The sequence below is a fragment of the Nostoc sp. 'Lobaria pulmonaria (5183) cyanobiont' genome, from assembly GCF_002949795.1.
Classification (GTDB): Bacteria; Cyanobacteriota; Cyanobacteriia; order Cyanobacteriales; family Nostocaceae; genus Nostoc.
Genome location: NZ_CP026692.1, coordinates 6,689,662 through 6,715,278, shown reverse-complemented (window position 1 = coordinate 6,715,278; position 25,617 = coordinate 6,689,662). Strand labels below are relative to the sequence as shown.

Here is a 25,617-nt window from a genome sequence, read left to right as displayed (position 1 = left end):
TTAAGCGTTCACAAGTCGGGCATTGGCGAGTGTAGTTTCTGGGAGAAGGTTTTCTTCTCCCAAAAACTTGTGAAAAGCTTCTCCAGAAAAGTTGCTACAACCCGTTTGCATGAAAGTGGCGTAAAACTAGCTGACCTATGGCCTAGCCTTAAATATATAAACTAAGTTGTCAGATAAAAAATTAGTTTAGTGTCATTGCCGACTAATTTTGCTAGATACTTATGTATGTAAGGGGTCTACTCTTTAGGAGACGAGAGCAGTGCTAAATAGTGTTTTGGTAGCTCTGGACGGTTCGGATATTTCAGAACGAGTAATTCAAGCTTTAGATTATTTGGTGTTTTCAAAAGACGCCAAGGTTATTCTCTGTCATGTGTTTCTCACACCAGAGTCAGAAATGGAACTACCTGCCGATCGCCCTCAGCCAGAGTCCCCAACGTTTTCTTATTTTCATATTGAAAAGCAACTGCAATTATATCAGGAAAAGTTATCAGCCAGAAGTGAGTTAGAGTTAGTAACTGGCGATCCCGCTGAAGAAATTATTCGTCTTGCCAATATTTATAAAATTGACTTGATCGTAATTGGCAGTCGGGGCTTGATCGGGATGAAACGAATTGTTCAGGGTTCTGTTAGCAGTCAAGTTGTAGAAGAGGCTAATTGTTCAGTGTTGGTCGTCAAACCAAGGTAAAGATTTGCAAGGGGAAGCAAGGGCTATAATCACCTCAAAACTAATCTTTGAAGAATACCTGAAATATGATGATGGCACTGATACCCGCTACGAATTGGTCAACAAAAAACTAATTCCCATGAGTCTAGAAAGTCGACAACATGGTGCAAAATGTCGGTTTAAGGATTTTAACCTATCTGTGTTCTTTAGTCTGGAGTGGTTGGAGAAATTACTTTTAAACCGCAGAGGCACAGAGGAGGACACTTGCATGAGCGGGTTTCCCTACTTCAGCAAAGTGTCCGTGGCGTAGAGAGAAAAAAGAGATTTTTCGAGTCACCTTGAAAGAGCTAGCCATAGAGACAAGAAAAATTCCCTTTCTACGTTCAGTCAATTCAACGTTCTGGAGTTGCTAAAAACTGACGCAAGCTCAACAAACTGAGTGTTTGACCCAAATTCAAGGGCAAAATTGAAATTCCTTCCAAGCGGGACTGTACCCAACCTTCTCCCCAGTACCATTCGTGGAACCCGTCAATGCCTCCGCTGAGTACTAAGCGGAGGCAATTGGATTTGACAACATTTACTTGATGATGAATCGCGACTGGCCCAGTCCAGGTTGTAAACTGAAATCCGGGAAGCAGTTCTTCTGGCATTCCGGGCGCAAAACGTTGCCCTAAAAGCCATTTTTTTAGTTGCACTGGATGCAATAGACTGTCACGAATTGCATCTGTTGATGCTTCGATTTCGATCCGCAGTTGGCTTTGTTGAAAATTACCCAGCATTTTTCTCGGATTACCTAAAGATTAAGACATCGCTATTTCTAATATTGCAAATACAATCACTGATTATGACTAGGTGACTTTTCTCGCAGCAGAGAACTTAGAATAGAAAAAGTGAACTTGTTAAGAAATGTAAGGTTATTCATGGCGGATCAGTTAATTCGTGCAACAGCAGCCGAAGGTGGAATTCGTGCCGTAGGTGCGATCGCCACACGTTTAACAGAAGAAGCACGGCAGCGTCATCAGCTTTCTTATGTGGCAACGGCAGCACTGGGTCGGACTATGACGGCAGGCTTGTTAATGGCTTCTAGTATGAAGCGGACTGGATCGAGGGTCAATGTCCGAGTAAAGGGCGATGGGCCTTTGGGTGGCATATTAGTAGATGCAGGGTTAGATGGAACGGTACGCGGATATGTCGGGAATCCATCTGTAGAATTGCCTCCCAATGCCAAAGGTAAGTTAGATGTTGGTGGTGCTGTGGGTGGCGGCTACCTTTACGTAGTGCGAGATATCGGTCACGGTTATCCCTACTCTAGTACGGTAGAACTAGTTTCTGGCGAAATTGGTGATGATGTCGCTCATTATCTGGTGAATTCCGAACAAACTCCTTCGGCTTTAGTTTTAGGTGTATTCGTGGGAGTAGCAGGAGTAACTGCTGCTGGAGGATTACTGTTACAAGTATTGCCTAAAGCCGCCAGAGACGAAGCCCTAATAGAAACGTTGGAATCACGCGTTGCTGGTCTAGCAGGATTTACGCCGTTGTTGCAAGCTGGGAAGACCTTACCTGAAATCTTTGGTGACTTATTGGGAGACATGGGATTGGAAATCTTTTCCGAACGCCAAATGTTGCGCTTCCACTGTGGTTGCTCTTTTGATCGCGTTTTGGGGGCACTGAAGATTTTGGGAGAAGCTGAACTGCAAGATATGATTATTAAGGATGATGGTGCTGAAGCAACTTGTGACTTTTGCGGCAACGTCTACCAAGCAAGTAGCGAGCAGTTAGCTCAACTAATTTCCGATTTGCAAGCCGAATCTGCTGTTTGAGGATAAAGTATAAAATAGCACTGATTTTTGAGATTGATCATGGTACTCTGTGGAGAGAAATAATCAAAAAAGTAGCTTTTTAATGACGAGAAAGTTACTATGTCAACAATGGAATTATCAACCTAAGACAGAGCGCTATTCAATTATTTTGGTGTGAGAGATGACAGAGCGGGATATTCCAGACAGTTGGTCTTCAGCCAGTGGAAGAAAGCCAGATCAAAGCCAAAGATTATCCCGAACAGAACAATTCGGTGAAACTCAGCCATTTGATGTCCCAGCTACTGGTTCTACCTCCAAGTCAGTGAAGCGGCGAAAAAAAAACCATAGGGAAGGATTAACTATAAATAGTCATTCAGAAGAAACTGCCCAACTCAGTAGTACTTCTGGGACATGGCCACGCTGGATGAAAAGCTGGACATTGTGGCTAGTACTACTAATGTTGATTCCCGGCAGTGTAGGATTTTTGGCAATGGCAATGCTGTTCAAGTTGCCTGCTGCCCCTAATTGCCCCTCGATTTTCTGGCCGCTAGCTAGTGCTTCTGTACGGCTACACTGTGCCCAGTTGGCGGCTTCTAAACAAACAGTGAACGACCTATTGCAAGCGATCGCTCTGGTGAAGCAACTACCACAAAATCACCCGTTGCATGGAGAAATCGATCGTTTCATCGAAGAATGGTCGCGGGATATTTTGAAGCTAGCCGATCAAAGTTTCCAAACAGGGAATTTAGAGGAAGCGATCGCAACTGCTCGTAAGATACCCGAAGATGTAGCAGCTTATAAATTAGTCGATCAACAAGTTGACAAATGGCAGTCAATTTGGTCAAAGGCTGAAGCCACATACAACGGTGCGATCGCCGAAGTAAAGGAACGGCGCTGGCAATCAGCGTTCATGTTATCCGCTAAAATGCTGCGTGTAGACAATCAGTACTGGGCGGGTACTAAATACGACCAATTGAATCGTCTCATTGCCACAGCACGGGAAGATGGCGATAAGTTAGGAAAAGCCGAAAGTTTAGCAAACAGCAAAGTAGTCGATAACATACTAGAAGCGGTCAAGTTAGCCGAGTCGATTGGGCAGGAAAGTTACATTTACCAAAAAGCTCAGGAAGCGATTCCGGCATTTGGACGCAAAATGCTGGAATTAGCACAGGCGAAACTAGATAAGCAGGATGCGGATGAAGCGCTGAATATTGCTAGGGAAATACCGGAAAGTGCGAAACTGCAAGGCGAAACTGATGACTTTATTGCCATAGCTGACGCGAAAAGGAGTGCTTGGATCGGTAATGTTTCTGGTTTAGAGGCAGCGATCGCTCAAGCACAACAAATCGATCCTACTAGACCAGTGTATAACGAAGCACAGCAACTAATTGCTCGTTGGCAGTTGGAAATTGAAGATGTTGCCCATCTGGAAAAAGCAAGAATATTGGCTAGCCAGGGAACAGTCCCTAATTTAACCGCAGCGATCGCCCAAGTACAGCTTATTCCTGCTAGTAACCCTAGAGGCGCAGAAGCTAGACAAGAGATCGGTCGCTGGAATGCCCAAGTGGAGACAATTGAAGACCAACCTTACTTAGACCGCGCCGAACAGATCGCAATATTCGAGGATATTAACTCCTTACAAGCAGCGATCGCCCAGGCTAGCGAAATTCGTAGAGGTCGTGCATTGTATCCAGAAGCACGGAAAAAAATTCGTACTTGGGTAGGAAAGATTGAGCGAATTCAAGACCAACCTTACTTGGATCAAGCACAAGAACTAGCCCAAAGTGGAAATCTCACCGCCGCCATTAGCACAGCTCAACAAATTGCCTCATCGGGAAGGGCGCTTTCACAAGAAGCACAAGCTGCGATAAATGACTGGGAAGGGCAAATCCGCACCAGAGAAAACTGGAAAAAAGCCCAGGAAGTGGGGGCGACTGGCACTCCAGAAGCCTTGGTTGAAGCAATACGACTGGCGGATCGAGTTTCAAACAATAGCATCTTACGTATGGATGCGAATCAGGCTATTGACCAATGGAGTCAGCAATTGTTAGAAATAGCACGAACTCAAGGTCAGTCTGATATTGCTAGAGGCATTGATATTGCCAAATCGATTCCACGCGGTAGTGCTGCTTACAGTGCAGCGCAAGAGCAAATAAAGACTTGGCAGGAATTTCTCAATCCTCAACCTGAACCTCAGCCTCCGTCTCAACCTCAGCCTCAGACTGAATCTTTGCCATTTTCCCCATCAACTACTATTAATGGCCAGTAATATCCTTTTAACGATTACGATTCAGTTAATACCTTTTGATTGAGCATTTTCAAAGACATATCAGGAATGCCGGGGTGTAAGAAAAACCGAATTTAGAAAATTTTTCAAGTGTCAACTTACAGACAGGGCGGTTATCAACCGCCCTTTTAACGTTAAGTTGACACCAATCTATATTTGTAGACCCTACAAAAATTTATTCTCCCATCGCTTCTCCCCATTCCTTAATGACTGAAAATAGTGATGAGTAATCATCATCAGCAAATGACATTTTTACGGCTGTTTGTAAGATTTGCCGTACTCCTTTAATACTGCTAAGATCCAAACTCCGAGATTTCGCTTCTGAAATAAATAATTCCGTATCTTTAAGCAAGTGTTTTGTGGGGAAATTGGGATCGGCATAATTGCCATCTAACATCCGTTGTAGCTTTTTGTCAAAGGTAGGGGCGTAGAGTGGACTGTCGCGCAAGATTTGCATAAACACATCGACATCGACACCTTGGCGCTGGACAAAAGCTAGACTCAAAGCAAAGCTAGTTGTTAGAGAAGCTATTAGTTGATTTAGTGCCAATTTAAGCGCCGCCGCAGATCCCACTGGCCCGATAAGTAAAGGTTCTGTCCCAAAATTTTGGAGTAACTTCAAGTGGCGTTCGTATTGTTCTGGCTCCGCCCCTACCATAACACTCAACTTGCCAGCTTTTGCTTCTGGAATACTCCCTAATACAGGTGCTTCTAAATACTCACCCCCACCAGCAACAACTGCATCTCTAATTTCCTGGCTTTCTGTGGGCGTAATTGTTCCCATTTGGATAATTGTGCGTCCTTCCAGAGTTTGCCAAGCAGTATCTGAAAGCAACACATTATAAATGGCCGGGGCATTAGTCAGCATGAGAATTACGCACTCAGCAGCACGAATGGCGTGGCGGGGATGTGTAGCAATTTCAGCCCCAGATGCTTGTAGTGGTGCTAATTTTTCTGGGGTGCGATTGTAGGCAACTAGCTGTATATCTGCGGCTAATAACCTTTGAGCCATTGGTAGTCCCATCAGTCCAGTTCCCAGAAATGCCACCTTCATTTTTTACGTTCCTTTAATACAGCATCACCGATAGCGTTCGCGTAGCGTCTCTAAGATTTGCGTAAAGCTTTGTGGCATAGCAACTCTTAAAGAGGCTGCGCCAACGCTTAGAGCGAGTCTTGTCTGCGACACGCTGCGCGAACGAGCGTCATAGCCCATCACGAACATCGCATTGTTTGATTCAAATTCGGTTGGAAAGTAATAATTTGAAATTTAAAATACAATCCTAAATCCCAGTTTTCTTACTCCCTAACTCTGGCAATCAACCACCGGCAGCAAAAGTCAACATTATTATCACTGAAAGTAATATACCAGGGGTAAGTAGTGTTACTAGCATTAACAGGTCATGAGTGGACATAATTATTACTTTGGTAGTGTGTTTAAATTTACAGTAATCACTGTTATGCTAGTCCAAATAAGACTGATAGTGCATTCTTAAATAGAGTTTTAACTTTTCTTTCTTTACGCTTACTCTGGCAGAGTCAATCCTTTTAATGGTTGAGAGATTTCTGTCTTGTCCAGACCTTTGCTTTGAATTAAGACTCCAAAACCGCCGAGTCCTGTGGGATCTAGAAGTTGGTGTAGTGCGTCCCGATGCTGTAGTAACTGCGAGAGAGGTTGCTTTTGATAAGAAAGGGCTGCAATCCGATCGCCTAACCCCAACGCCATCAAAAATAATCCCTGCTGGATAAAACCAACATTCTTTAAGTTATACTTCTCACCCCAGCATTCCAAAGCTGTAAAGTCAACATGGGCAGTGATATCTTGTCGCCCAATATTAATATAGGGGTTGTCATGAAAACGATGATGGTAATAACACTGTAGCGTTCCCTGCGATCGCCTGGGATTATAGTAACGACTGGCGGGGTAGCCATAATCAATTGTTAACACATAGCCGCGCTGCAAGCGGTCTGCTACTATACTCAACCAGTCTAGAGCAGCTAAATTAATTTCACTACGGTAGCCATCTGGATATGTACTTTGGGTTAAGTTTATTTCCAGTAAATCCAAATGTTCAGCTAGTTGGGGCGTTGAAGGTTCCCCTGTGACTTCCACAAATGCAAAATTTGACCTCTCCCCCAACCCCTGCCCTATGAGGGGAGGGGAGAAAGACTTACTTTCTAGGGAAGGGGGTTGGAGGGTTAGGTTAACTGAAGTTGTCACATAAATTTCTCGGAGTTCTCCTGTTTCTAGAATGAATTGATGCACGGGGAAAGCATCAACTAACTCGTTAGAAAAAAAGCAGCCTGCGATCGCATTTGGTGGTATATCCTCAAATTTGCACCAACGCACAGGCAAATCTTGCAAGCGTTGCTGCTGTTCTTGTCTTAAAGTTGGAGACTTTTCAACAATGATGTACTCCAGCGCGGTAAAAAAATCTGGGTAGTGCTGTTGATGATATTTAAGGATATGCAAAGCTAGCAATCCTTGGCCTGCTCCCATTTCTACTAGAGAAAAGGGTACAGGTTTTCCTAGAATCTCCCACATTTGCAAAAATTGTTCTGCTAGTAACTCGCCAAAGTCAGAGCAGAGGTTGGGAGAAGTGAAAAAATCACCACCTTTAAAGCCAATTTTTAGTGCATCGCTGGAATAGTAGCCGTATTCAGGGTGGTATAATGCCATCTCCATGAATTCGGCGAAAGTAATTCGTTGCTGGGGACTGGTGGTAATGTAATTGGCGATCGCAGCACACAATGCTGGATTTGAATCCATAAAATTTGAGGTTTTAGATTGGGGAATAGAGAAAATAAATGAATTATGAATGATGCAAAACAAAATTCATAATTCATAATTTCCCTAACGGTCTACAAACCCCATGATATCGACCACTGTGGCATAAGCGCTGGTATTCATTGACAGACAAAACTTGGAAAGTTTGCAGTTCGGTGCGATCGCCACCAAATGGTTCTGCCCCTAATTACCTAAAATCCTTATTTTGTCAATACTTCCTTCAAAGCAGAAATCGAGGGTGCAAAGAAGTAGCCGCCACCAGTAGGGATTACCCAGTCTTCAGGTGCAGTCAACTCCTTAGTTTGAGGTTGATTTTGGTCATCCTCAAGGTGGATAAAGAACTTGCGTGTGCGATCGCCATCTGGTTTGTTATTTTCACTTTGACCAATAATTGGATCGTGACCAAGAGTTAATTTACCTTCAAACTCGTGACCTTTAGCCGCCTCCTCACTAAAGTTTGGATTGTTAGCCCAGAACTTAGTGACAAACTCAAACTGGTCTACAATCGAAGTCTGATAAGCCAAAAAGTGGAGACCGCGATCAACAAAGTTCGGGTCTTGTAGCGGATTGTTCGGCGTGGAAGGAGACACCAGGCCATAAGGAATGCCGCGACGGAGCAAGCGGTGTGTTTGAGTGGTCACTTCACTGCGGTCAATCTCTTCTGGCCCTGGGCCTCCACCTCCTGGTGTTTTGTCATTGCGTGGATAAGTCTTGCGGGTATGGGCAATAAACGGACAGCGCAGACCCGTTGCATCTTTGGAAGGTGGAACTACGTCGTTTTTGAAGAATTTTCCATCTGGTGGATCGTCACCGTTGAATTCAAAATCATTGTTGGCATTGTCATCATCACCTAATTTTGGGGCGTCTTCTTCCGGCGTACGGACAGTGGGAGCACCACTGGGCCAGCGACCAATCAGCTTTGCGCTCACCTTTCGAGCGTCAGTGTCTAAGTCAGCAGCAGTGTCATTCAAGAACTTGTGAAACTTATACACATCTTGACGCAATCGCCGGAATACAAGGTAAGAGCCATCATTCGCCCAGTGTAGTCCTGCCGACACAACCTGACCTTTGCTATGTTCCAACTTTTTAGCATCATTGTCCTGACCCTCATAGCCAAAAACGAATTCTCCTGGCCACAGCAGATCCTGTCCTGGTTTGCCCTGGTTTTTATTATCTGGGTTTTGCCGAGGAGTCAGAAGTTCTTTAGGATTATCAGCAACCCGGCCACGAATACCAGGTTGTGATATTCCATCCAAATTGCCGAAATGCTCATGTCCAGTCAGGGGTGCGGGTAAGTTAGCTCCCTCTTCCAAGAAGGTAATTCTGGCTCCGCTGCTCTTAGCGTTGCCTTTGCCATCTGTAAATGCCACAATGCTTTCTAAAATCCGCGAGATTTCTGCTAATAAGTCCGCGCGTTCGTCGCTGGCAATGATCAAAACCACATCAACTTTGCCATTATCTGGCCCACCCACAACCCAGCCAATAGGCTTACCATCTTTGTCTACTGGGTCGTTCAGATCGGTTGCGCGTGCTGCTAGTCCAGCTTTAAAGGATTCATCCGTAAATGAGTCGGCATCATTGGTTAGTTTCTTCAGCCCCTCAAAGGAAAAAGCTATATTCACCCAGGTTGCCTTAACAGTACCTTCGCGGCCTCGCCGTTGTCTGGCTGATTTAAATAAGCGGTTGAAGGCAATCACTTCTGAGGCGGTGGCAATGAAATTGATCTGTGACTTCAGCCAATTCTTGAAAGCATTTGGATTTTCAATTTCAAGGAATAAGAGGGCTTGGTAGTCTTTATTGAACCCACCTAGAATGTTGCCTTGAATATTGTTGACATTGAGAATAGGCTCATTAGGCGCGGGTACGTAAAATGCGTTTGCCTGTTGACCTTCTAACGGTTCAGGAGCAGGCGCTTCACGAATTATTTGTTGTGTCATGATCAAAGTCCTGTTGATTGTAAAACCTATTGACTATTCCAGAATGGAAATATCAAATCAGGTATCTCTAATGGGAACCTGTGTTAACTTATCGGACTTAGGTAAGAAATTTATGCAGCAATTCTATCCATATTTCATCTTTAGGAAGATTGCGTTGTATAAACAAACTATACGTATTTTAAATAGGATCATAAATTATAGTAAGGAGCAAGATATAGCAATAGTTTTGTATTTGTGCTCCACTCTGTTACACGCAAAATTCAATAAAAATAATTTTAATTCTAATAGTAAGTTCAATATATAACGATTATTAATTGCCAGTAATCGGCTCTCGCTTGTGACTTTAGCGATTTATTATTACTAGGACTTACGCACTGTACAAATTAATCATGGTATGTGTTCACGAAAATAGGTCGTTTCAGGCCTTTATTAATTTTTCTTGGATAATCGGTAAACCCGCACTGTAGGGGCACAGCAATGCTCATTGGTGTCAACTTAAGCCGAAAACTATATCAGACAGGCGTTTTGCAAATCCCTCACGCCCTCATCCCCTAACCCCTTCTCCCAAGGGAGAAGGGGAATTGAATGTCTAGCTCCCCTCTCACGGATGGGAGAGGGGCTGGGGGTGAGGGCAAAACGTTGTCACCAAGCTGGTTTCACGTTAAATTGACACCTATGAGCAATGCTGTGCCCCTACGACAGATGTGGTTTTTCAAGCTCTGCATACTTTGTGTTTTGCGTCAATGCGTAAGTTCTAATTACGTAATTTTACTTTTGTATAAAATAAATGTGCTGTTTTTCTGGCTATTTTAACTCTCGATAATTTCAAATAAACCAGACTTCTTCAAAACACCTTTTATATTTCGTCCTATTTTTTTATGTCACGAAAAACATAATTAAAGTGCCTAACACACCGTTATAGAAAACGGTGCATTAGGCTAAAGTCATAACACACGCTACTGAAGATTTATTTTATAAATAGTATTTTAGGTGTTGATTTTAACTCTAGCGATCGCAATCTACAACTCAATAAATCGCGTCCAAGGCAATTTGCTATCTAACCACTCACCAACGACACTAGCACACCATTGGGATCGCGGACACGAGCAATAGTTTTACCCCCAGGCTGGGTTTTCGGGGCATCTAGTGTTTTTGCACCAGCGCCGATCGCTCTCATGTAAGCGCTGCCAACATCAGGTGTGATAAATGATATCTGAATCAATGTCGGTGGTTGTGTGGCGTCGTTGGCATGGAAGCCTCCAGGAAATAATTTCTCTGCTTCGCTACTAGAAGAGAAAGCCAATGTGGTGTTTCCGGTTTCGATTTCGGCCCAGATAGATTGTCCTTTATCCTGGAGAGTGCGGCGAACTAGACCAAAGGCTTTTTCGTAAAACTCAACTGTTTTAACTACATCGTCTACCCAAATGACCGTGTGACCAAATTTCACAGTTTTTTCTCCTTATCTAGAAATAATCAGTGCTGGCGAGGATTTCTGCTACTTAACTGTATGCGATTTGAATACACAGTGACTTAACTCTCCAGAATATTACGATCTGTTGCTATTTGTGCCCCTATTTGGATCATTTCTATCTCTGATGGCGACCAATAATCAGGCTCTTGACAGTGATGTGCTGCTAGCAATCCCCATAATCCTCTAGGTATCAAAATTGGTACAACCAGGTTGGCGCGAACCTGCATATTGCGGAGAAAATCTCGGTGACAAGGTTGGATTTGCTCTAATTCAATATCAGCGATCGCCTTTACCCGTCCTGCTAAGTATATAGGACTTACGCACTGTACAAATTAATCATAGTATGTTTTACGAAAATAGGTCGTTTCAGCCTTTATTAATTGTTCTTTGATGATCAGTAAACCCGCGCTGTAGGGGCACAGCATTGCTGTGCCCCTACGACAGATGTGGTTTTTCAAGCCATACATACTATGTATATTGTGTCAATGCGTAAGTCCTAGTATAAAGCAGCATACTCGCTGTTAAAACAATTATCTGCGCCAGTGGAACCAAGTATTGAGAGTTCTTTAAGTCATTTGTAAACCAACATAATTAAAAACCTTCATGGTTTAGCCATTAGTATTCAAAATGCTACTTGTGAGTCTCCAAATATTGGAGCAAAGGTACGGTAAGCTTCTAATGCTGCTTCTTTTACGGTTGCATTCACAATCGGAAATGTAGTCAGGATGTAGCTAAATTCATCTTCGGTTAAGCCGTAAAGGTGTGCTACCATCCCATCGAGTTCTGCGCGGAGTTTGGCGCGTTCTGTTTCGTCGGTAACACCTTGTTGATGAGAACCTAAACCGACTTCTTGCGCGAGTTCGTCAAATTCTGGTGTAGTGCAGATGAGTTTGGCAGCGCGTTGTACAATATCGTTGAAGTTGCGATCGTTTTTTGTTAAACGTGGGACAGGTAGTTGGTAGACATAGAACATATTGAGAGTGGTAGTTACTTTTTGACGTAAAAGCCAATCTAATATAAATGCATTACAGATTGCACAAAGAAAAATCATTTCAATATTAGAAATTCCAGATTTATTTAAATCTATAGTCGTACTATTATTATCACAAAACACTTTACGGGGAGCAATTGTAGTAATTAGAGTTCTTGAATCTGTGTTACGCGCAATACGACGATGTACCCAACGATAACGCTGATAGTCAAGAATTTGATTATTGTCTTTCTTATTACCAAGTAATATTGCTCTACCAATTGACTCTTTAATCCAGTATGGTGATGATTCTTCTGTAAGATTAAACTGATGAAACATTTTTCCTACAAAAAGTGGTAAAGTTTCTCCTGTTTTTTGTAGTTGGAAAAGGTTATTATCATTACCTCTATCAAATTCACGAGTAAGTACAAAGTTCCACTTACCATCAATTTTTTCACCCAGCAAAGGGAAGTGAAGCATTTTTTCAGAAATACGGATATCTACCTCATTCTTAAACTCCATCACAGATAGCGAATCAGGTGAGAGTTTACGAACCATATCAATATTAATCTGCAAGCTATCATCACTAGGAAACATTTGAAGTTCTTGCACATCATGACGCATAAATGCAGATGGAAATTCTGTTGTTGTACTACCTTTTGCAAAAGTAAGGACAACAAACTTAAAACGACTATCAACTTCTTCAAAAATAGTTTTGCGGTTTTCAAAACAAAAAAGTCCAGTAACTTTAGTTTGACTAAACAACATCTCCCGCAATTGCTTAGTCCCCAAATCAGTGTAAATACCACTAGGAATTACAATTCCGCACTCACCGCCTGAACGCAAAAGATTAAAACACTGTTCTGTAAACAGCTTATAGAGATTAATATCCGTACCTGCTTTTTTACCATTCACTACAGAAATCTGATTTTTATATTGTTCAGATGAACGATAATAAGCGCTGACATAAGGATATTGACTTTGATATTCTAACCAAGTACTTGCAATTATTGGATTTTGTAATAGTTTATTCTGCTCTTTCTCAAAATCCTTAATATCCATCTTGTTCTTTGTCACCAGTTCATTATGCTGTGCGAAGAACTCTTTAGCCTGTGGTTTAAATATTTCCCACGGTGGGTTAGTGATAATTGCATCAAACCCACCGCGTTCTAAAACTTTGTCAAAATGATAACCCCAGTGAAACGGCTTCAAGGCTGCAATATCCTCAACCTTCAAAACACGCTTCTGTGATTTTCCAGTTAACTGAACTTCCTCGTATTTAATACCGAGCTTTTGACTAAACTCATCCAACAATAAAAGATTTAACTTTTTTTGTGATTCTTTATTAAGGTTGTCAATAGATTTACGTAAGTTCAACAACCTTGCATCTTGATGCGTTCCCACTTCTCCACCAGGAAGTTTTTCCTCACCAGGAATAAAAGCGTGTTTTTTATAAAGTTCAATAGATTTATTCTTTTCTTCTAAAATAGCCTTGTAATTATCTGCTGTGAGACGCTGTAATAAATTACCTTGTTTAGTATTTCCTACTGTATCAAAAGCAGTATCATCTACCTTAATCAGTCCAATCAACGAATTACCCGCCATAATATTAAAATCAATATTAGGCAATGGCTCTAATTCTTCCACATCATGAGCAGAAGAAACCAACGCTAAAAAAAGACGCAGTTTAGCAATTTCCGTTGCTTCCTCCATGATGTCTATACCATAGAGGTTATCTTTAAGAATGCGCTTTCTGATAAAATATTCTATGGAAAGATGCTCAGTTTTTTCAGTTTTTAACCAGTCCTTTAATTTCTGACCTCCCTGTAATTCAATTGTCCCAATTACCGCACTATAAACTTGGATAAGCGTCTTCATCGCCGCTACAAGAAAAGCACCAGAACCGCAAGCTGGGTCAAGAATTGATAAATTAGGAAGAATATCTTCCATTAGGGAACGACAAATATTTGTATCCAGCTTGATGAGAAGTTCGTTGATATCCTCAAATGGCTTATACTTATCAGATAACGCATCATTTACGCGGTCTACAATTAATTTGTGAATAGTTCTATCACAAAGATATTCTGTAATCTGTGGTCTAGTATAATACGCCCCAAAAGCCTTTTGATTAATGTATTTTTCAAATATATAACCCAAAACATCAGGGTTAATTTCATCGTCTTTTCCTTCCGGCGTATCATCCAGATTCCAAGAATAACGCCCAAATAAATCTAGAACTTGCTCAAACGCCTCATCAACTATAGAAATTTGATATTTCTCTTCAATATGATGTTTAAGAAATAATCCACCATTCAGGTATTTAACCTTTCCTACCAATTTTTGTACAGATAAATCGCGTTCACTCTCAGGTTTTGCAAAGCTTTCAAAAAACAAAGCCTTGAGAAATTCACCATAAAAATGATTTTCACCTTTTTGCTGGCTTTGCTCAAGCTTATTTTGCAGATAATTTAAATCTTTATTATCAATAAAACCCTTGCGCTGAAGAAAATAAACAAACATCAGGCGATTGAGAATTACCGATGTATACCAACGTCTATCTATCTCATTATCAATTCCTTTCACAAATAGCAAAAACTTCTGGTGTTGCTCTTGAAATTCCTTATAAAACTTTTTGGTTACTGGCTCAACATCAAACCCATGTTGTAGTTTATAAGCAATTTCGACAACAGTCGGTTCGCCATGTTCTAATTCAGTAATATCAATGACTAAAGAACCAAGCTTGCTTAAAAACAAGTCTCCTGGTTGACCTTTCACATATAAATGGTCACGAACAGAGGTTTTAGTTCCTTCTCGTTTCACCCAATACCAAAGACTACGCGTGCGTTCTGCGGTAATAAAAATTAGGAGATTTTCAGCTATCAGTTTATTAATTTCTTTGTAAATATCATTTCTAACTTTAGCCTCTGGTATTTTCCCATCTGCTGCGGTGACTTCAAAGATTGCAACACCTGAGAGTTCAGCAATTTTCTGGTATTGATACGTCTTATTCTCAATCTTTAAGGTTTCAGGTTTTTGTCTTGAGGGTTTAGACCAACCTAATTCCTCGATAAATAAATCACTAAATTTGAACTGAGAGAGTAAATCACGTGTTCGTTGAAAATTAAGCGACATAATTTATCATGCTTGAAGAACAAAAAAAGAGCATGGTAAATTTGCCACTCAGAAAATAAATCTGTGGCTATAAAAATTAAGTCTGCGCTAGCGGACTTTAAGAAATCCTCTTTATACGAGTTAAATTTTTACCCATGCTTTTTATACTTTATAAGTCCTTTATATTTAATTAGGCTGAGAAATTATACGGAAAAGTTATCAATTTGTCTAAATGTTGGCTTAATTTGTACGTCCGTGATTTTAAATTATCAGGTAGATTTGCTGATTACTTTACCAAAATACCCAATTGCTTTATAAAAATGCCCGTTTGCTTTCTCAAAATACTGAAATACTTCCTCAAAATGAGCTTTAACTTACTCAAAAGAAGCTTTTGCTTTCTCATTTTGGTGTTTTCCGCAAGTAAAATCAGCTTTTACTTATTCAAACTCCAGTTTACTTTCTCATTTTGGTGTTTTCCGCAAGTAAAATCAACTTTTGCTTTCTCAAACCCCAGTTTGCTTTCTTATTTCAGTATTTTCCGCAAGTCAAATCAGCTTTTGCTTTCTCAAACCTCAGTTTGCTTTCTTATTTCAGTATTTTCCACAAGCAAAAGTCAACTTAGAGCCAAAGCAAATAGAATTTGCAGTTATACAAAGCAAGTCTACTTTTCCTGCGGAACGCTAGGCGAACGTAGACTAAAGAAAAATTGAGGGTTTGAAACCCACCTCCGTAGGTTTTGTCTGTGTAAACGCCGTTTTTAACCGCCCTTTAGAGGTTGTTTGAAAATAGTTATAATTATCCCAATACTAGGCTTAACTTTGAATTTGGAACTGTCAAGCTGCTAGATTATCAAAATCATTGGACGGAATTAGAAGCCAGCGACAATCCATTTGCAACTGTAGTAATGGCGCATTTGAAGACGCAGCAAACAAGTAAAAAGCCAGGAGAACGTAAAGCTTGGAAATTTAGCTTGATTCGCCGATTGTATGAATTAGGATTGCAAGAAAAAGATATTCGTAACCTTTATCGATTTATTGATTGGGTTATGATTTTACCAAAAGCCTTGGAAGCAGAATTTTGGCAAGAGTTTAAGCAATTTGAGCAGGAGCGGACTATGAGCTATATTACCACAGGCGAGCGCATTGGTTACGAGCGGGGAAAACAAGAACAAGGACAAACACTCGTGTTACGGTTACTACAAAAACGGGTAGGAGAGTTACCACAAGAGGTTCGGGGGCGCATTCAAACTCTTTCCCTAGAGCAATTAGAAGCACTTGGCGAGGCTTTATTGGATTTTTCAGCCATTGAGGATTTACTTAACTGGTTAGAAGCAAATCAAACAGTGTAGAATATTTATCTCTAACGATCGCGATCAATCGCCTGTTTACAAAAGTCAGTTTTGTAGGTTGTGTTATCGCGTAACGTAACGCACCCTACTCCTTTAATTACAAATTACGAATTACGAATTACGAATTACGAATTACGAATTACGAATTACAAAATAATCCTAAAGAACAAATAATCTGAGGTTCTCGCTTCTCCAGTTCTTCAGTTACAATACACAAACGGTCATCCATTCGTAGCGCCACAACTAACTCAGCCAACTGCTGATTATTAATACCGCTTCTCAGTTGACGGTTGAGAGTATCAATGGCTGACTGTCGCAAAGGATAACGGTAAATCTCATCAATTGCTTTTAAAAGTTCTTCACTAACAAATAGCGTTCCCTTCATTTCTTGAACATAACTTTTCAGTCGTTCATAAGTGCGGAACCTTGCACCTGATGGTCGTCCTAATTGACCTCCTGCATTTTTCTCATCTTCAGCAATCAATTCAGCACCCTTGTTTACTAACTCGTGATGCTGTTTATCTCTGGGTATCGCTGCGGTAGATTCTTCACACGCCGCCACCCGAAGAACTGCTAATTGTGATTGAGTAACGCTATTTCCATTGCGGTCAACATAAATTAAAGAATCATTTCCCTCGGTGGTTTTCATATAAAGCAATACTCCCTCCGGTTGCACAGGTTGGGGAGTATGGGCGCGAGTAGAATAAACTACATTTTCCATTTCCTCAATCGTTTTTTTCAAACCGGGATTACCATCAGTGGCTTTTTTCCAAATTTGAAATGCTTCTGATGTCAAATCAACTTCTGTATCTTCTTCACCATCTAAAATTCCAGATTTTTCATTGTAGAGGTCAAGAATTACCCGTGCATCATCATCTTCAAAAAAAGCTTCATCAGTTCCCACCACTTCAGCATTTTCTTGCAGTCGTTTGCGGAGTCGTTCTCGCAAATTAATAATCCGTTCTACTCCCTCGGCTGGTAAAAAAGAATAACAGAGAATTTTATCAGCATTTTGTCCAATACGGTCTACTCTTCCGGCGCGTTGAATTAAACGAATAATCGCCCAAGGTAAATCCCAATTGACGATAATTGCACAATCTTGTAAATTATGACCTTCACTCAACACATCGGTGGCGATTAAAATACGCAACTCATCTGATGATGAAATTTGCTCCCGTTTCCCATTACTCACAGGGCTAAATCTTCCCGTCATTAATGTCGGGTCTTTAGATTGACCTGTTACCCCAGCGACATTAGTAATATGACTGGACTGCAAATTATCTGCAAGGTAGCGGACTGTATCGGCAAATTGTGTGAAAATTAGCACTTTATCATTAGGGTGAGTTTTTGTTAGCAATTTGATTAAAGCAGCAAGTTTTTCATCTTTTTGAGGATTCCACTCGCCACATTGCAGCACATTAATCAGTGCTTTGGCATCTTCTAACAAATCTCGTTTCAGTTTTTTAATATCAAAAAGTGTAGACCGCAACCATTTAAATCTTCGTTGATATCGAGTTGTATATTCTTGGTAAATTGATTCTGCTCTTTGACGAAAAAATTTTTCCTGACTTTTCACGGAATCTGGAAAACCTCTCTCCAAACCTCTCTCCTGCAAGGAGAGAGGCTTTGAATTCTCCCCCTTCCCTTGTATAGAAGGGGGTTGAGGGGTTAGGTTTTGCGTTAGATTTTCGACATGACCGGAATTGTCAAAATCATCTTCTTCCGTTTCTGTATCAAACAAAGCTGCTACTACAGAATCGGTATCTTCATCATTATTACTTGTATCTAACAATTCAGCTTCTTGAGTTCCTATAGGGATATCAAGACCTTGCTCTAGGGCAGATAAATAAATGAAATTCCGTAATATATGGCGTTCAATTGATTTGATAAAAGCAACGCCACTACTTTCTAAACGTTTAAATAAATTAGTGCGCGAAAAACCCATTAACCTCCTACCGCCACGAAAGAAGCTATTAATCAAACGTTGTTCGGTATCTGTAGGCGGCTGTTTGGGTTTAGCAATAATGTAATTCCCAAGCCCATAACGAGGTAAGTTAAGTTGATTAATAACTTCTACTACCGATTCAGAGTAAAGACGAGCATAAAAGTCTGTGTTAGAAGCTTCTAAAGGAAACTTGATACTACGAGGTAAACGTTGGGGAAAATAAGAATGTCTTCCATCAGAAAATTCTAAATATTTCTGCCCGGTTTCATCTGTGTGGGCATAATTATCTTTAATAAAAGAGCGAGTGCGTCGCACCATGTAACGCTTCATCAATTCTCGCCAGTCATCAGGGTGTTCGCTTTTCTCAAAAGCCGCTAAAGAACGTACAGAACACTGATGCTTTCTAATAAATTCTAATTCTCCTACAGAACTGCCACCAAGTTCATTAATTAAAGCTTCTGGTCTTAAGCCCAAATCTTGGTCTTCTGGCACAAATAGCCGCAGTTGGGCGGAAAGGTCAAGATAACTTTTATTGTAAGGAGTTGCAGATAATAAAATACATTTACTTTCGTTAGCTGCAATATATTCTGTAATTGCTCGATAACGTTTACCTTCGCGGTTACGTAAATTGTGACTTTCATCAATCAAGACAACTCGATAACGCCGGAGTTTTGGTAATTTATTTTGTACTTGACTAATCGGCATAACCTCGGCAAGTAACCGATAATTATTTACATATTCTTGCCACATTTGCACCAAGTTTTTCGGGCAAATAATCAGTGTTTCTAAAAAACAATCTTCTTGTAATATTTTGGCAAGGGCGGTTCCAACTAAAGTTTTACCCAAACCGACCACATCGCCCACTAATACACCGCCACGCCTAGTTACATGACGTGCTGCTAGCTGTACGGCGGCTTTCTGGAAATCAAATAAGTTATTAAATTCGCGGGGGATGCGAAATTCTGAAAGTCCAGCGATCGCTTCATGGGATAAGTGGTAAGCTATCTTCAGGTAGATGTAGTAAGGTGAGACTAAATCTTGCCTAGCCCAACTCTGATCAATAATTTCAGCTAATTCTTGGGAAATATCTACACAACCGTAATCTTGCCAGCGATCGCTAAACCACGTTTGCAGTTTATTACAAGCATCGTGGTCTAAAATATCAACATTCAACTCCCCTTGTTTCGCCAGTCCGGGAAGGGTTAAATTACTACTACCTAAGAATCCCACTGCGGGAGTGTTGGGGTCATGGCGATGCACAAGATATAACTTGGCGTGGAGAGAATGACGGAGAAACAGTTTAATAATTAGTTTCTGAGTTTTTAGCTGATGACTTAACCGCCGCAACCCCGCTTCATCTTGATTAGTCGGCGCACCGATAGTCAACTGCTGGCGAAATTCTGCCGCCATGCGTTTTTTAAATCGCACAATGCTACTGTTGTCAATCCGTCCATCACTACTACTAAGGGAAAATGCTGCATGAACTTCATCACTAGGCAAGCTTTGCATCCCAATTAGTAAACGACAACAAGCATTTTCACTACCAACATACTGTTCAATTAAATCATCAATTCTTCGCCAACCTCTGAGGTTGAAGTAGCCAACGCAAAAATCTGCCCGATAAGAGATTTTGAGGGTTTCTCGTAAAATCGGTAGCAGTTGTAAGTCAATGTTGTCAAAAATGCGGGGCATTATTTAAAACGTTTAAAAAGAGATCATTTATGTTATATGAGTAAAAAATTTTTCCAGCCATAAAACCGTGGTTCATTAGTGAAGGATGCGATCGCCACGTACTAGACTTGATATATAGCGCTTCTGGATTTTCTAAGGAGACTGCTGCTTTTCTGTCGGTATCTGAAATAGTTCCGTTAGCAAATTACTGATACTGCATTACCGTTAACGAGTATTTGAACTGGATTCATCCACCTCTGAACTCCGTTGACGAGTATTTGATACTCATGCAAATTCCAGCAATTTTCACAAGCAGCGTGGAATATACATAATTGTAGGGGCACAATATATTGTGCCCCTACGCGTGTTGTCTATTCAATTGAAAATCGCTGTAATCCTTAGCCAGATGCAACCTAATTAATCTTAATTTCCGATTTTTTCTTGGCAATCTGAGCTTAAATCAAAACGTTGACATTCTCTAGCTTCTGACAATTGCCTAACTGTTCGGCAGAAAGGCGAAATTATTACCTTTGCGCTAGCCAATCGACAATCTGGGCATTGACAACATCTGGAACCTCATCGTGAGGACAATGACCGGCATTGGGAATGGGAACAATTTTGATATCTTTGCCATTCTCCCGCGCCTTTTCGTAAATCTTGGCCCCGGTAATTGGTGTCCAGGGATCGTCAGCACCCCAAATTACTAATAAAGGACGTTCGACTTTCGGCAAAAGTTCCTCTGGACTGGGGCCAGGAGGGGCTGTGAGAATTGAGGCGAAGACTTGTTGCGCTCCTGGATCGCAAGAGGGAGTATAAAGTAAATCAACTAATTCATCGGTGACGGCTTCACGGTTTCGGTAAACTTGGTAGAGGGTGCGGCGAATTTGAGCTTTTTGGCGGATGCGGTTAAAGACCAATTTACCTGTAATTGGCGATCGCACAAACCGATTAAAAGTTGCCATCACCATCCGTAGCGGTGGGTTCAGTTCGTGGGGACGATGGCTCAAACCACCCGCAGAGTTAATTAAAATACCGCCAGCAGCAATTTCTGGATATTCTACCAGGACAATCAAGCTCAAAAGTGCGCCAATGGAGTTGCCAATAAATACAGCAGGTTCCTGGATGTGTGCTGTGCAAAAATCTTTCAGCAGTTCCACCCAAACTTCCACAGTGTAATCAATGGGCGCTTTATCAGAACCGCCAAAACCTAAAAGGTCTATGGCAAATACTTGGTAGCCAGCATCAGCTAAAACTGGGATATTTTTGCGCCAGTGTCCAATGGAAGCGCCAAAGCCGTGAACCAATACCAAAGGGCGTCCTGTACCCATGACAGTGTACTGAATTTTGTAGCCCTGCCAAGTCCAAATGAATTTTTCAAAGGCGTCTTGGGTTGTAAGCTGTTGTGTAGTTACAGTCATTATTAAGATTAATAAAGTCTTTCTTCAAATATACTAATGTTCTCTGACCTAAAATGAAGTCTGAACAAAATGCTATTTTGAAACCAGTCCCAGTTGAGTTAAAGTCTTTGCGCTATAACCTATTTTGAATTGGAGCGTACCCCTTTGGGGAAGCAAGCTACGCGTAGCGTCTCGGAGAGAAGCGACCATGACCCTTTCTGCTAACCAACTCAAGACCGAAATTATTTACCCCAGCTCTGATGGTAAACCAATGGCAGAGAGCGACCCAGCACGGGATTATCTAATTTATGCTGTAGAAGCCTTAGACATTTATTTCCAAGACCGAAATGATGTTTACGTATCAGGGAATCTATTTGTTTACTATAAAAAGGGCATTCCTAGCGCTGTGATTGCTCCTGATGTCTTTGTGGTATTTGAGGTAGACAAGAAAAAGCGCGTCAGCTACAAGGTTTGGGAAGAAGGGGGTAAAGTCCCTAATTTTATTTTGGAAATCACTTCTGCAAGCACCCAAGAAAACGATGAAGAGGATAAACCCAAGAAATATTCACTTTTAGGTGTGCAAGAGTATTTTCAGTATGACCCAACCGGAGATTACCTCAACCCACGACTAAAGGGTTCCTATTTATTTGAGGGCAAATATCAACCCATTACATCCAACTTTTTACCCGATGGTGTCTCGTCTTTTCACAGTGAAGTATTGGGTTTAGACCTCAGATTGATTGACGGAGAATTGCGGTTTTTTAACCCCAAAATTGGGAGAAAACTGTTAAGTCATAAAGAAACAGAACAAGCGCGACAAGAAGCAGAACAAGCGCGACAGGATGCAATACCTAGATTATTGGAATTAGGCTTGAGTATAGAACAGATTGCCAGTACTCTTAGTTTATCGGTGGAAGAGGTGGAACTTATTTTATCGTTGGATCTGGGGTGACGGTCTTTAGAGGGATAGGTAAAAATTACTATAATTGAAATTACGATCGCTCTGTGGTAAGAACGCAGTAGTAACCTCAATGCCTGCAATCAAGCTGACATCATTGATAATGAAGGTAGGCGTTATCTTCACATAAGTTTATGTTTTTAACTTGGTTAGACAGCAACTCTTGGCTGCTGGAAATCGGCGGGAAACGAATATTAATAGACCCTTGGCTGGTTGGTTCGTTAATTTTCAGCAATTTGGATTGGTTTTTTAAAGGTTCGCGATCGCAAGAGCGCCCAATCCCAGATAATATTGATTTGATCCTGCTATCTCAGGGTTTAGAAGACCACGCTCACCCACCAACGCTCAAGCTACTGGATCGCAGCATCAAGGTTGTAGCTTCTCCCAATGCAGCTAAGGTAGTGCAGCAGTTAGGTTACACCCAAGTAACTACTCTCGCTCATGGTGAAACTTTCACTTTAAATAATCAAATTGAAATCAAGGCTTTCCCCGGCTCTCCAATTGGCCCAACTTTGGTAGAAAATAGTTATCTCCTCAAAGAATTGGAGAGTGGTTTAACTGTATACTACGAGCCTCATGGGTATCATTCTCCACAACTTCAGCAATCTGCACCTATCGATATAGTGATTACACCGTTTATTGATATGACGCTACCTTTGCTTGGGTCGATTATTAAAGGACAGAATAGTGCTTTAGAAGTAGTAAAATCATTACAGCCTCAAGTAATAATACCTACTGCGGCTGGTGGGGATGTGGCGTTTGAAGGATTCCTGATGAAATTCATTCAAACTAAAGGAACTGCTGAGGAATTTCGCTCGTTACTTGAGAAAAACAATCTTGCGACGAAGGTACTTGAGCCGAAACCAGGCGATCGCTTTGAACTACCATTAGAAAAACGAGCATTAGCAATCTAATGAGAGTAGATACTGGCTGCCGATATCCGACCAATATTTAAGGGATTATCTACATTAGAAAGAGCTAATCAAATAAATGCCTAGCCGTTGCCAATCGTTTTCACAGGTTGGCGTTCTCATGATTACTCGTGGAGTTCACCATCTGCAAAATATGCTTAACCTGGATTTCTCTAATTCAGGTTATGTAAGCTATTTGGTAAAAAAATCTAAAAATCAACCGAAAATATCCTGAAGCCTCACCCCGATAAAGCTGTGCTTTATCTCTCCTCTCCTTACTAAGGACGAGGGGTTAGGGGTGAGGTTTTGATATGTACCCATTCGTAAGAGATTAAGATAAAGTGCCTTTTGTCAATCAGTTAAAATACTCAAAATATTATTAATAAAAATGATAATCGCGTATGAGGAGAGACGGATGGAAAATTATGGGATTGCATCAGAAATCTGGTTATTTGAAGATGTAGTATATTTTATCCACATAATGAAGCGCCATGAAGCAAAATTTATTTAATGTAATTGCTCTTTTAGCAACATCTACTTTAGTTGGGATTAATAACCCTGCTAATGCTACACCTAGCAATTATCAGAAAAGCTGTAACAATATCTCAGTTTTTGGCAACGTTCTCTCAGCTAATTGTAGTCGAACCAATGGTTCGTTCAACAAAACTTCAATAGTCTTACGGGGGATTGAAAATATTAACGGTACTTTCAAAGTGACTGACCCTGGTAAAGTTAGCAATTATCAATTCACTTGCCAGAATATCCGCATCAGAGGAAACGATTTAAAAGCTGCTTGTAAAAGTAGAAATGGCACACTTAAGTGGACTTCAACAGTCTTGCAAGGAATTGAAAATATTAATGGTGTGCTGAAGTATAGTAGCAGTCCCTGAATTGATAATATCGGCATAAAAATAGATTAGAATGCCTAGCTGTCGCCAATCCTTTTCACAGGTTGGTGTTCTCATGATTACTCGTGGAGTTCACCATCTGTAAAACAGCCTACTTAATCTGGATTTTTCCAATTCAGGTTAAGTAGGCTGTTTGGTAAAAAAATCTAAAAATTAACCGAAAATACCCTGAGGGGGCATTGCATTTTGATATTGGTAAAAGGTCTAATTAGAGATTGACTCTTTAATTTAGAAGGCTTGAGTGTAATGAAGACCCTCCCCGGATTGCTATTTGTACTTAGCTTCATGGTAGTAGCTTGCAGTCCGTCTCCAGATAAAACGGTGTCTTCAAATCCTGAAGTTACAACCACTCCAGTTCAAGTAGGACAAAAGACACAAAATAAGCCTTTAGTTGTAACGACAGTTGCTCCTTTAACCAATATTGTGAGTAACATTGCAGGCGATCGCTTAGAAGTTAAGGGTATTATTCCAGAAGGAACCGACTCCCATACCTTTGAACCTCGTCCCAGTGATTCTGATTTGCTATCCAAAGCTAATCTGATCATCGCCAATGGGTTGCATTTGGAATCCCCGACAGAAAAACTAGCTAAAGCCTCAAAACCCAAAGAAACTAAAATCTTTGAATTAGGCAGTAACACTATTACCCAAGACCAATGGCTTTTCGACTTCAGCTTTCCTAAAGAAAAGGGTGATCCCAATCCGCATCTATGGGTAAACCCCAAGTATGCTGAGGCTTACGCCAAACTAGCCGCCCAACAGTTAACCACTTTAGATCCTGCTGGCAAAAACTATTACGCGACTAATCTCAAAAATTACTTACAACGTCTGGATGCCCTAGACAAGGCAACACGGGAAATCGTCGCCAGTATTCCCGCTAAAAACCGTAAACTTTTGACCTACCATGATTCTTGGGCGTATTGGGCCAGACAGTATGGTTTTCAAGTAATTGGTGCGATTCAACCTTCAGATTTTAAGGAACCATCCGCTCAAGATGTCGCCAAGCTAATTGACCAAATTCGCAAAACAGGCGTTCCCGCAATTTTTGGTTCTGAAGTCTACCCCAGCAAGGTAGAAGAACAAATTGCCCGCGAAGCAAAGATAAAAACAGCTAACACTGCTGATGATGAGTTACCTGGAACAGGTTCAGCTAATGCAATGGAAAACACTAATCCTGAGCATACTTATATTGGCATGATGGCTAACAATATGCGGATTATCGCCTCTAATTTGGGCGGAAATCCTAATTTGGTGAAGGACTTGAAGACTGGCAATGTTGTTGGCCCAACAGCAACTAAGTAGGATCAACAAAATAAATACAGCAGAATTCAGAGATAACTCTGAGTTACGGCTTTCGCAGCTCAGAAATTCAAAGAGTCAAAATAATTCGTAATTCGTAATTATTTGGTCTGATGCCTGACTTTTAGACTGAGCTTATGTACTTCACCAACTTGAAAT

15 protein-coding genes and 2 pseudogenes are annotated in these 25,617 nt (G+C 41.1%); 8 read left to right on the top strand and 9 right to left on the bottom strand.

What is annotated here, in order from left to right:
• Positions 1-259 precede the first annotated feature (259 nt).
• Positions 260-685 carry a universal stress protein gene (locus tag NLP_RS29750; RefSeq protein WP_104909464.1) on the top strand — a complete coding sequence of 142 codons (426 nt, stop codon included), beginning with the start codon at positions 260-262 and terminating at the stop codon, positions 683-685.
• 371 nt (positions 686-1,056) lie between these two features.
• Here the strand turns inward: NLP_RS29750 and NLP_RS29740 are convergent, their stop codons facing one another.
• A complete protein-coding gene (locus NLP_RS29740; protein WP_104909462.1) occupies positions 1,057-1,443 on the bottom strand; it encodes a hypothetical protein in 387 nt (128 codons plus the stop codon).
• 141 nt (positions 1,444-1,584) lie between these two features.
• Here NLP_RS29740 and hslO point away from each other — a divergent pair, with 141 nt between their 5' ends.
• Complete coding sequence (gene hslO / locus NLP_RS29735) at positions 1,585-2,484, top strand: Hsp33 family molecular chaperone HslO (RefSeq protein ID WP_104909461.1); 900 nt, start codon at positions 1,585-1,587, stop codon at positions 2,482-2,484.
• A gap of 160 nt (positions 2,485-2,644) precedes the next feature.
• Positions 2,645-4,732 carry a chromosome segregation ATPase gene (locus tag NLP_RS29730; RefSeq protein WP_104909460.1) on the top strand — a complete coding sequence of 696 codons (2,088 nt, stop codon included), beginning with the start codon at positions 2,645-2,647 and terminating at the stop codon, positions 4,730-4,732.
• A 193-nt stretch (positions 4,733-4,925) separates the two neighbouring features.
• Here the strand turns inward: NLP_RS29730 and NLP_RS29725 are convergent, their stop codons facing one another.
• From NLP_RS29725 to NLP_RS29695, 6 genes and pseudogenes are all read right to left on the bottom strand, one after another.
• Positions 4,926-5,804 carry an NAD(P)-dependent oxidoreductase gene (locus NLP_RS29725; RefSeq protein ID WP_104909459.1) on the bottom strand — a complete coding sequence of 293 codons (879 nt, stop codon included), beginning with the start codon at positions 5,802-5,804 and terminating at the stop codon, positions 4,926-4,928.
• A gap of 468 nt (positions 5,805-6,272) precedes the next feature.
• Positions 6,273-7,517, bottom strand: coding sequence for a class I SAM-dependent methyltransferase (locus NLP_RS29720; RefSeq protein WP_104909458.1), 1,245 nt, complete (start codon positions 7,515-7,517; stop codon positions 6,273-6,275).
• A 218-nt stretch (positions 7,518-7,735) separates the two neighbouring features.
• Complete coding sequence (locus NLP_RS29715; protein ID WP_104909457.1) at positions 7,736-9,472, bottom strand: Dyp-type peroxidase; 1,737 nt, start codon at positions 9,470-9,472, stop codon at positions 7,736-7,738.
• A 1,057-nt stretch (positions 9,473-10,529) separates the two neighbouring features.
• On the bottom strand, positions 10,530-10,919 hold the full coding sequence (locus tag NLP_RS29705; protein WP_104909455.1) for a VOC family protein: 390 nt from the start codon (positions 10,917-10,919) through the stop codon (positions 10,530-10,532).
• 83 nt (positions 10,920-11,002) lie between these two features.
• A pseudogene (locus NLP_RS29700) lies at positions 11,003-11,254 on the bottom strand (GAF domain-containing protein); the annotation flags it as partial.
• A 311-nt stretch (positions 11,255-11,565) separates the two neighbouring features.
• Positions 11,566-15,045 carry an Eco57I restriction-modification methylase domain-containing protein gene (locus NLP_RS29695; RefSeq protein ID WP_104909454.1) on the bottom strand — a complete coding sequence of 1,160 codons (3,480 nt, stop codon included), beginning with the start codon at positions 15,043-15,045 and terminating at the stop codon, positions 11,566-11,568.
• A gap of 766 nt (positions 15,046-15,811) precedes the next feature.
• On the opposite strand from NLP_RS29695, the pseudogene NLP_RS29685 reads away from it, so the two are divergent.
• Positions 15,812-16,372: pseudogene (locus NLP_RS29685) on the top strand (DUF4351 domain-containing protein); the annotation flags it as partial.
• Positions 16,373-16,511: 139 nt separating this feature from the next.
• Here the strand turns inward: NLP_RS29685 and NLP_RS29680 are convergent.
• Entirely contained in the window at positions 16,512-20,009 is a 3,498-nt protein-coding gene (locus NLP_RS29680; RefSeq protein ID WP_104909452.1) for a helicase-related protein, read from the bottom strand.
• 503 nt (positions 20,010-20,512) lie between these two features.
• Positions 20,513-21,406 (bottom strand): alpha/beta fold hydrolase, encoded by an 894-nt coding sequence (locus tag NLP_RS29675; RefSeq protein WP_104909451.1) that lies wholly within the window; start codon positions 21,404-21,406, stop codon positions 20,513-20,515.
• A gap of 187 nt (positions 21,407-21,593) precedes the next feature.
• Between NLP_RS29675 and NLP_RS29670 the strand changes: the two genes are divergently transcribed.
• From NLP_RS29670 to NLP_RS29655, 4 genes are all read left to right on the top strand, one after another.
• Positions 21,594-22,337 (top strand): Uma2 family endonuclease, encoded by a 744-nt coding sequence (locus NLP_RS29670; RefSeq protein ID WP_104909450.1) that lies wholly within the window; start codon positions 21,594-21,596, stop codon positions 22,335-22,337.
• Between the two features lie 140 nt (positions 22,338-22,477).
• Entirely contained in the window at positions 22,478-23,257 is a 780-nt protein-coding gene (locus NLP_RS29665) for an MBL fold metallo-hydrolase (protein WP_104909449.1), read from the top strand.
• Between the two features lie 488 nt (positions 23,258-23,745).
• Complete coding sequence (locus tag NLP_RS29660; RefSeq protein WP_104909448.1) at positions 23,746-24,144, top strand: CVNH domain-containing protein; 399 nt, start codon at positions 23,746-23,748, stop codon at positions 24,142-24,144.
• Positions 24,145-24,408: 264 nt separating this feature from the next.
• Positions 24,409-25,461 carry a metal ABC transporter substrate-binding protein gene (locus tag NLP_RS29655; protein ID WP_104909447.1) on the top strand — a complete coding sequence of 351 codons (1,053 nt, stop codon included), beginning with the start codon at positions 24,409-24,411 and terminating at the stop codon, positions 25,459-25,461.
• The last annotated feature ends 156 nt before the right edge of the window (positions 25,462-25,617 follow it).

Excerpts from the sequence above, each read along its gene's own strand:
- NLP_RS29740 (WP_104909462.1), bottom strand. The coding sequence starts at position 1,443 with ATGCTGGGTAATTTTCAACAAAGCCAACTGCGGATCGAAATCGAAGCA.
- hslO (WP_104909461.1), top strand. The coding sequence starts at position 1,585 with ATGGCGGATCAGTTAATTCGTGCAACAGCAGCCGAAGGTGGAATTCGT.
- NLP_RS29730 (WP_104909460.1), top strand. The coding sequence starts at position 2,645 with ATGACAGAGCGGGATATTCCAGACAGTTGGTCTTCAGCCAGTGGAAGA.
- NLP_RS29725 (WP_104909459.1), bottom strand. The coding sequence starts at position 5,804 with ATGAAGGTGGCATTTCTGGGAACTGGACTGATGGGACTACCAATGGCT.
- NLP_RS29720 (WP_104909458.1), bottom strand. The coding sequence starts at position 7,517 with ATGGATTCAAATCCAGCATTGTGTGCTGCGATCGCCAATTACATTACC.
- NLP_RS29715 (WP_104909457.1), bottom strand. The coding sequence starts at position 9,472 with ATGACACAACAAATAATTCGTGAAGCGCCTGCTCCTGAACCGTTAGAA.
- NLP_RS29695 (WP_104909454.1), bottom strand. The coding sequence starts at position 15,045 with ATGTCGCTTAATTTTCAACGAACACGTGATTTACTCTCTCAGTTCAAA.
- NLP_RS29680 (WP_104909452.1), bottom strand. The coding sequence starts at position 20,009 with ATGCCCCGCATTTTTGACAACATTGACTTACAACTGCTACCGATTTTA.
- NLP_RS29675 (WP_104909451.1), bottom strand. The coding sequence starts at position 21,406 with ATGACTGTAACTACACAACAGCTTACAACCCAAGACGCCTTTGAAAAA.
- NLP_RS29670 (WP_104909450.1), top strand. The coding sequence starts at position 21,594 with ATGACCCTTTCTGCTAACCAACTCAAGACCGAAATTATTTACCCCAGC.
- NLP_RS29665 (WP_104909449.1), top strand. The coding sequence starts at position 22,478 with ATGTTTTTAACTTGGTTAGACAGCAACTCTTGGCTGCTGGAAATCGGC.
- NLP_RS29660 (WP_104909448.1), top strand. The coding sequence starts at position 23,746 with ATGAAGCAAAATTTATTTAATGTAATTGCTCTTTTAGCAACATCTACT.
- NLP_RS29655 (WP_104909447.1), top strand. The coding sequence starts at position 24,409 with ATGAAGACCCTCCCCGGATTGCTATTTGTACTTAGCTTCATGGTAGTA.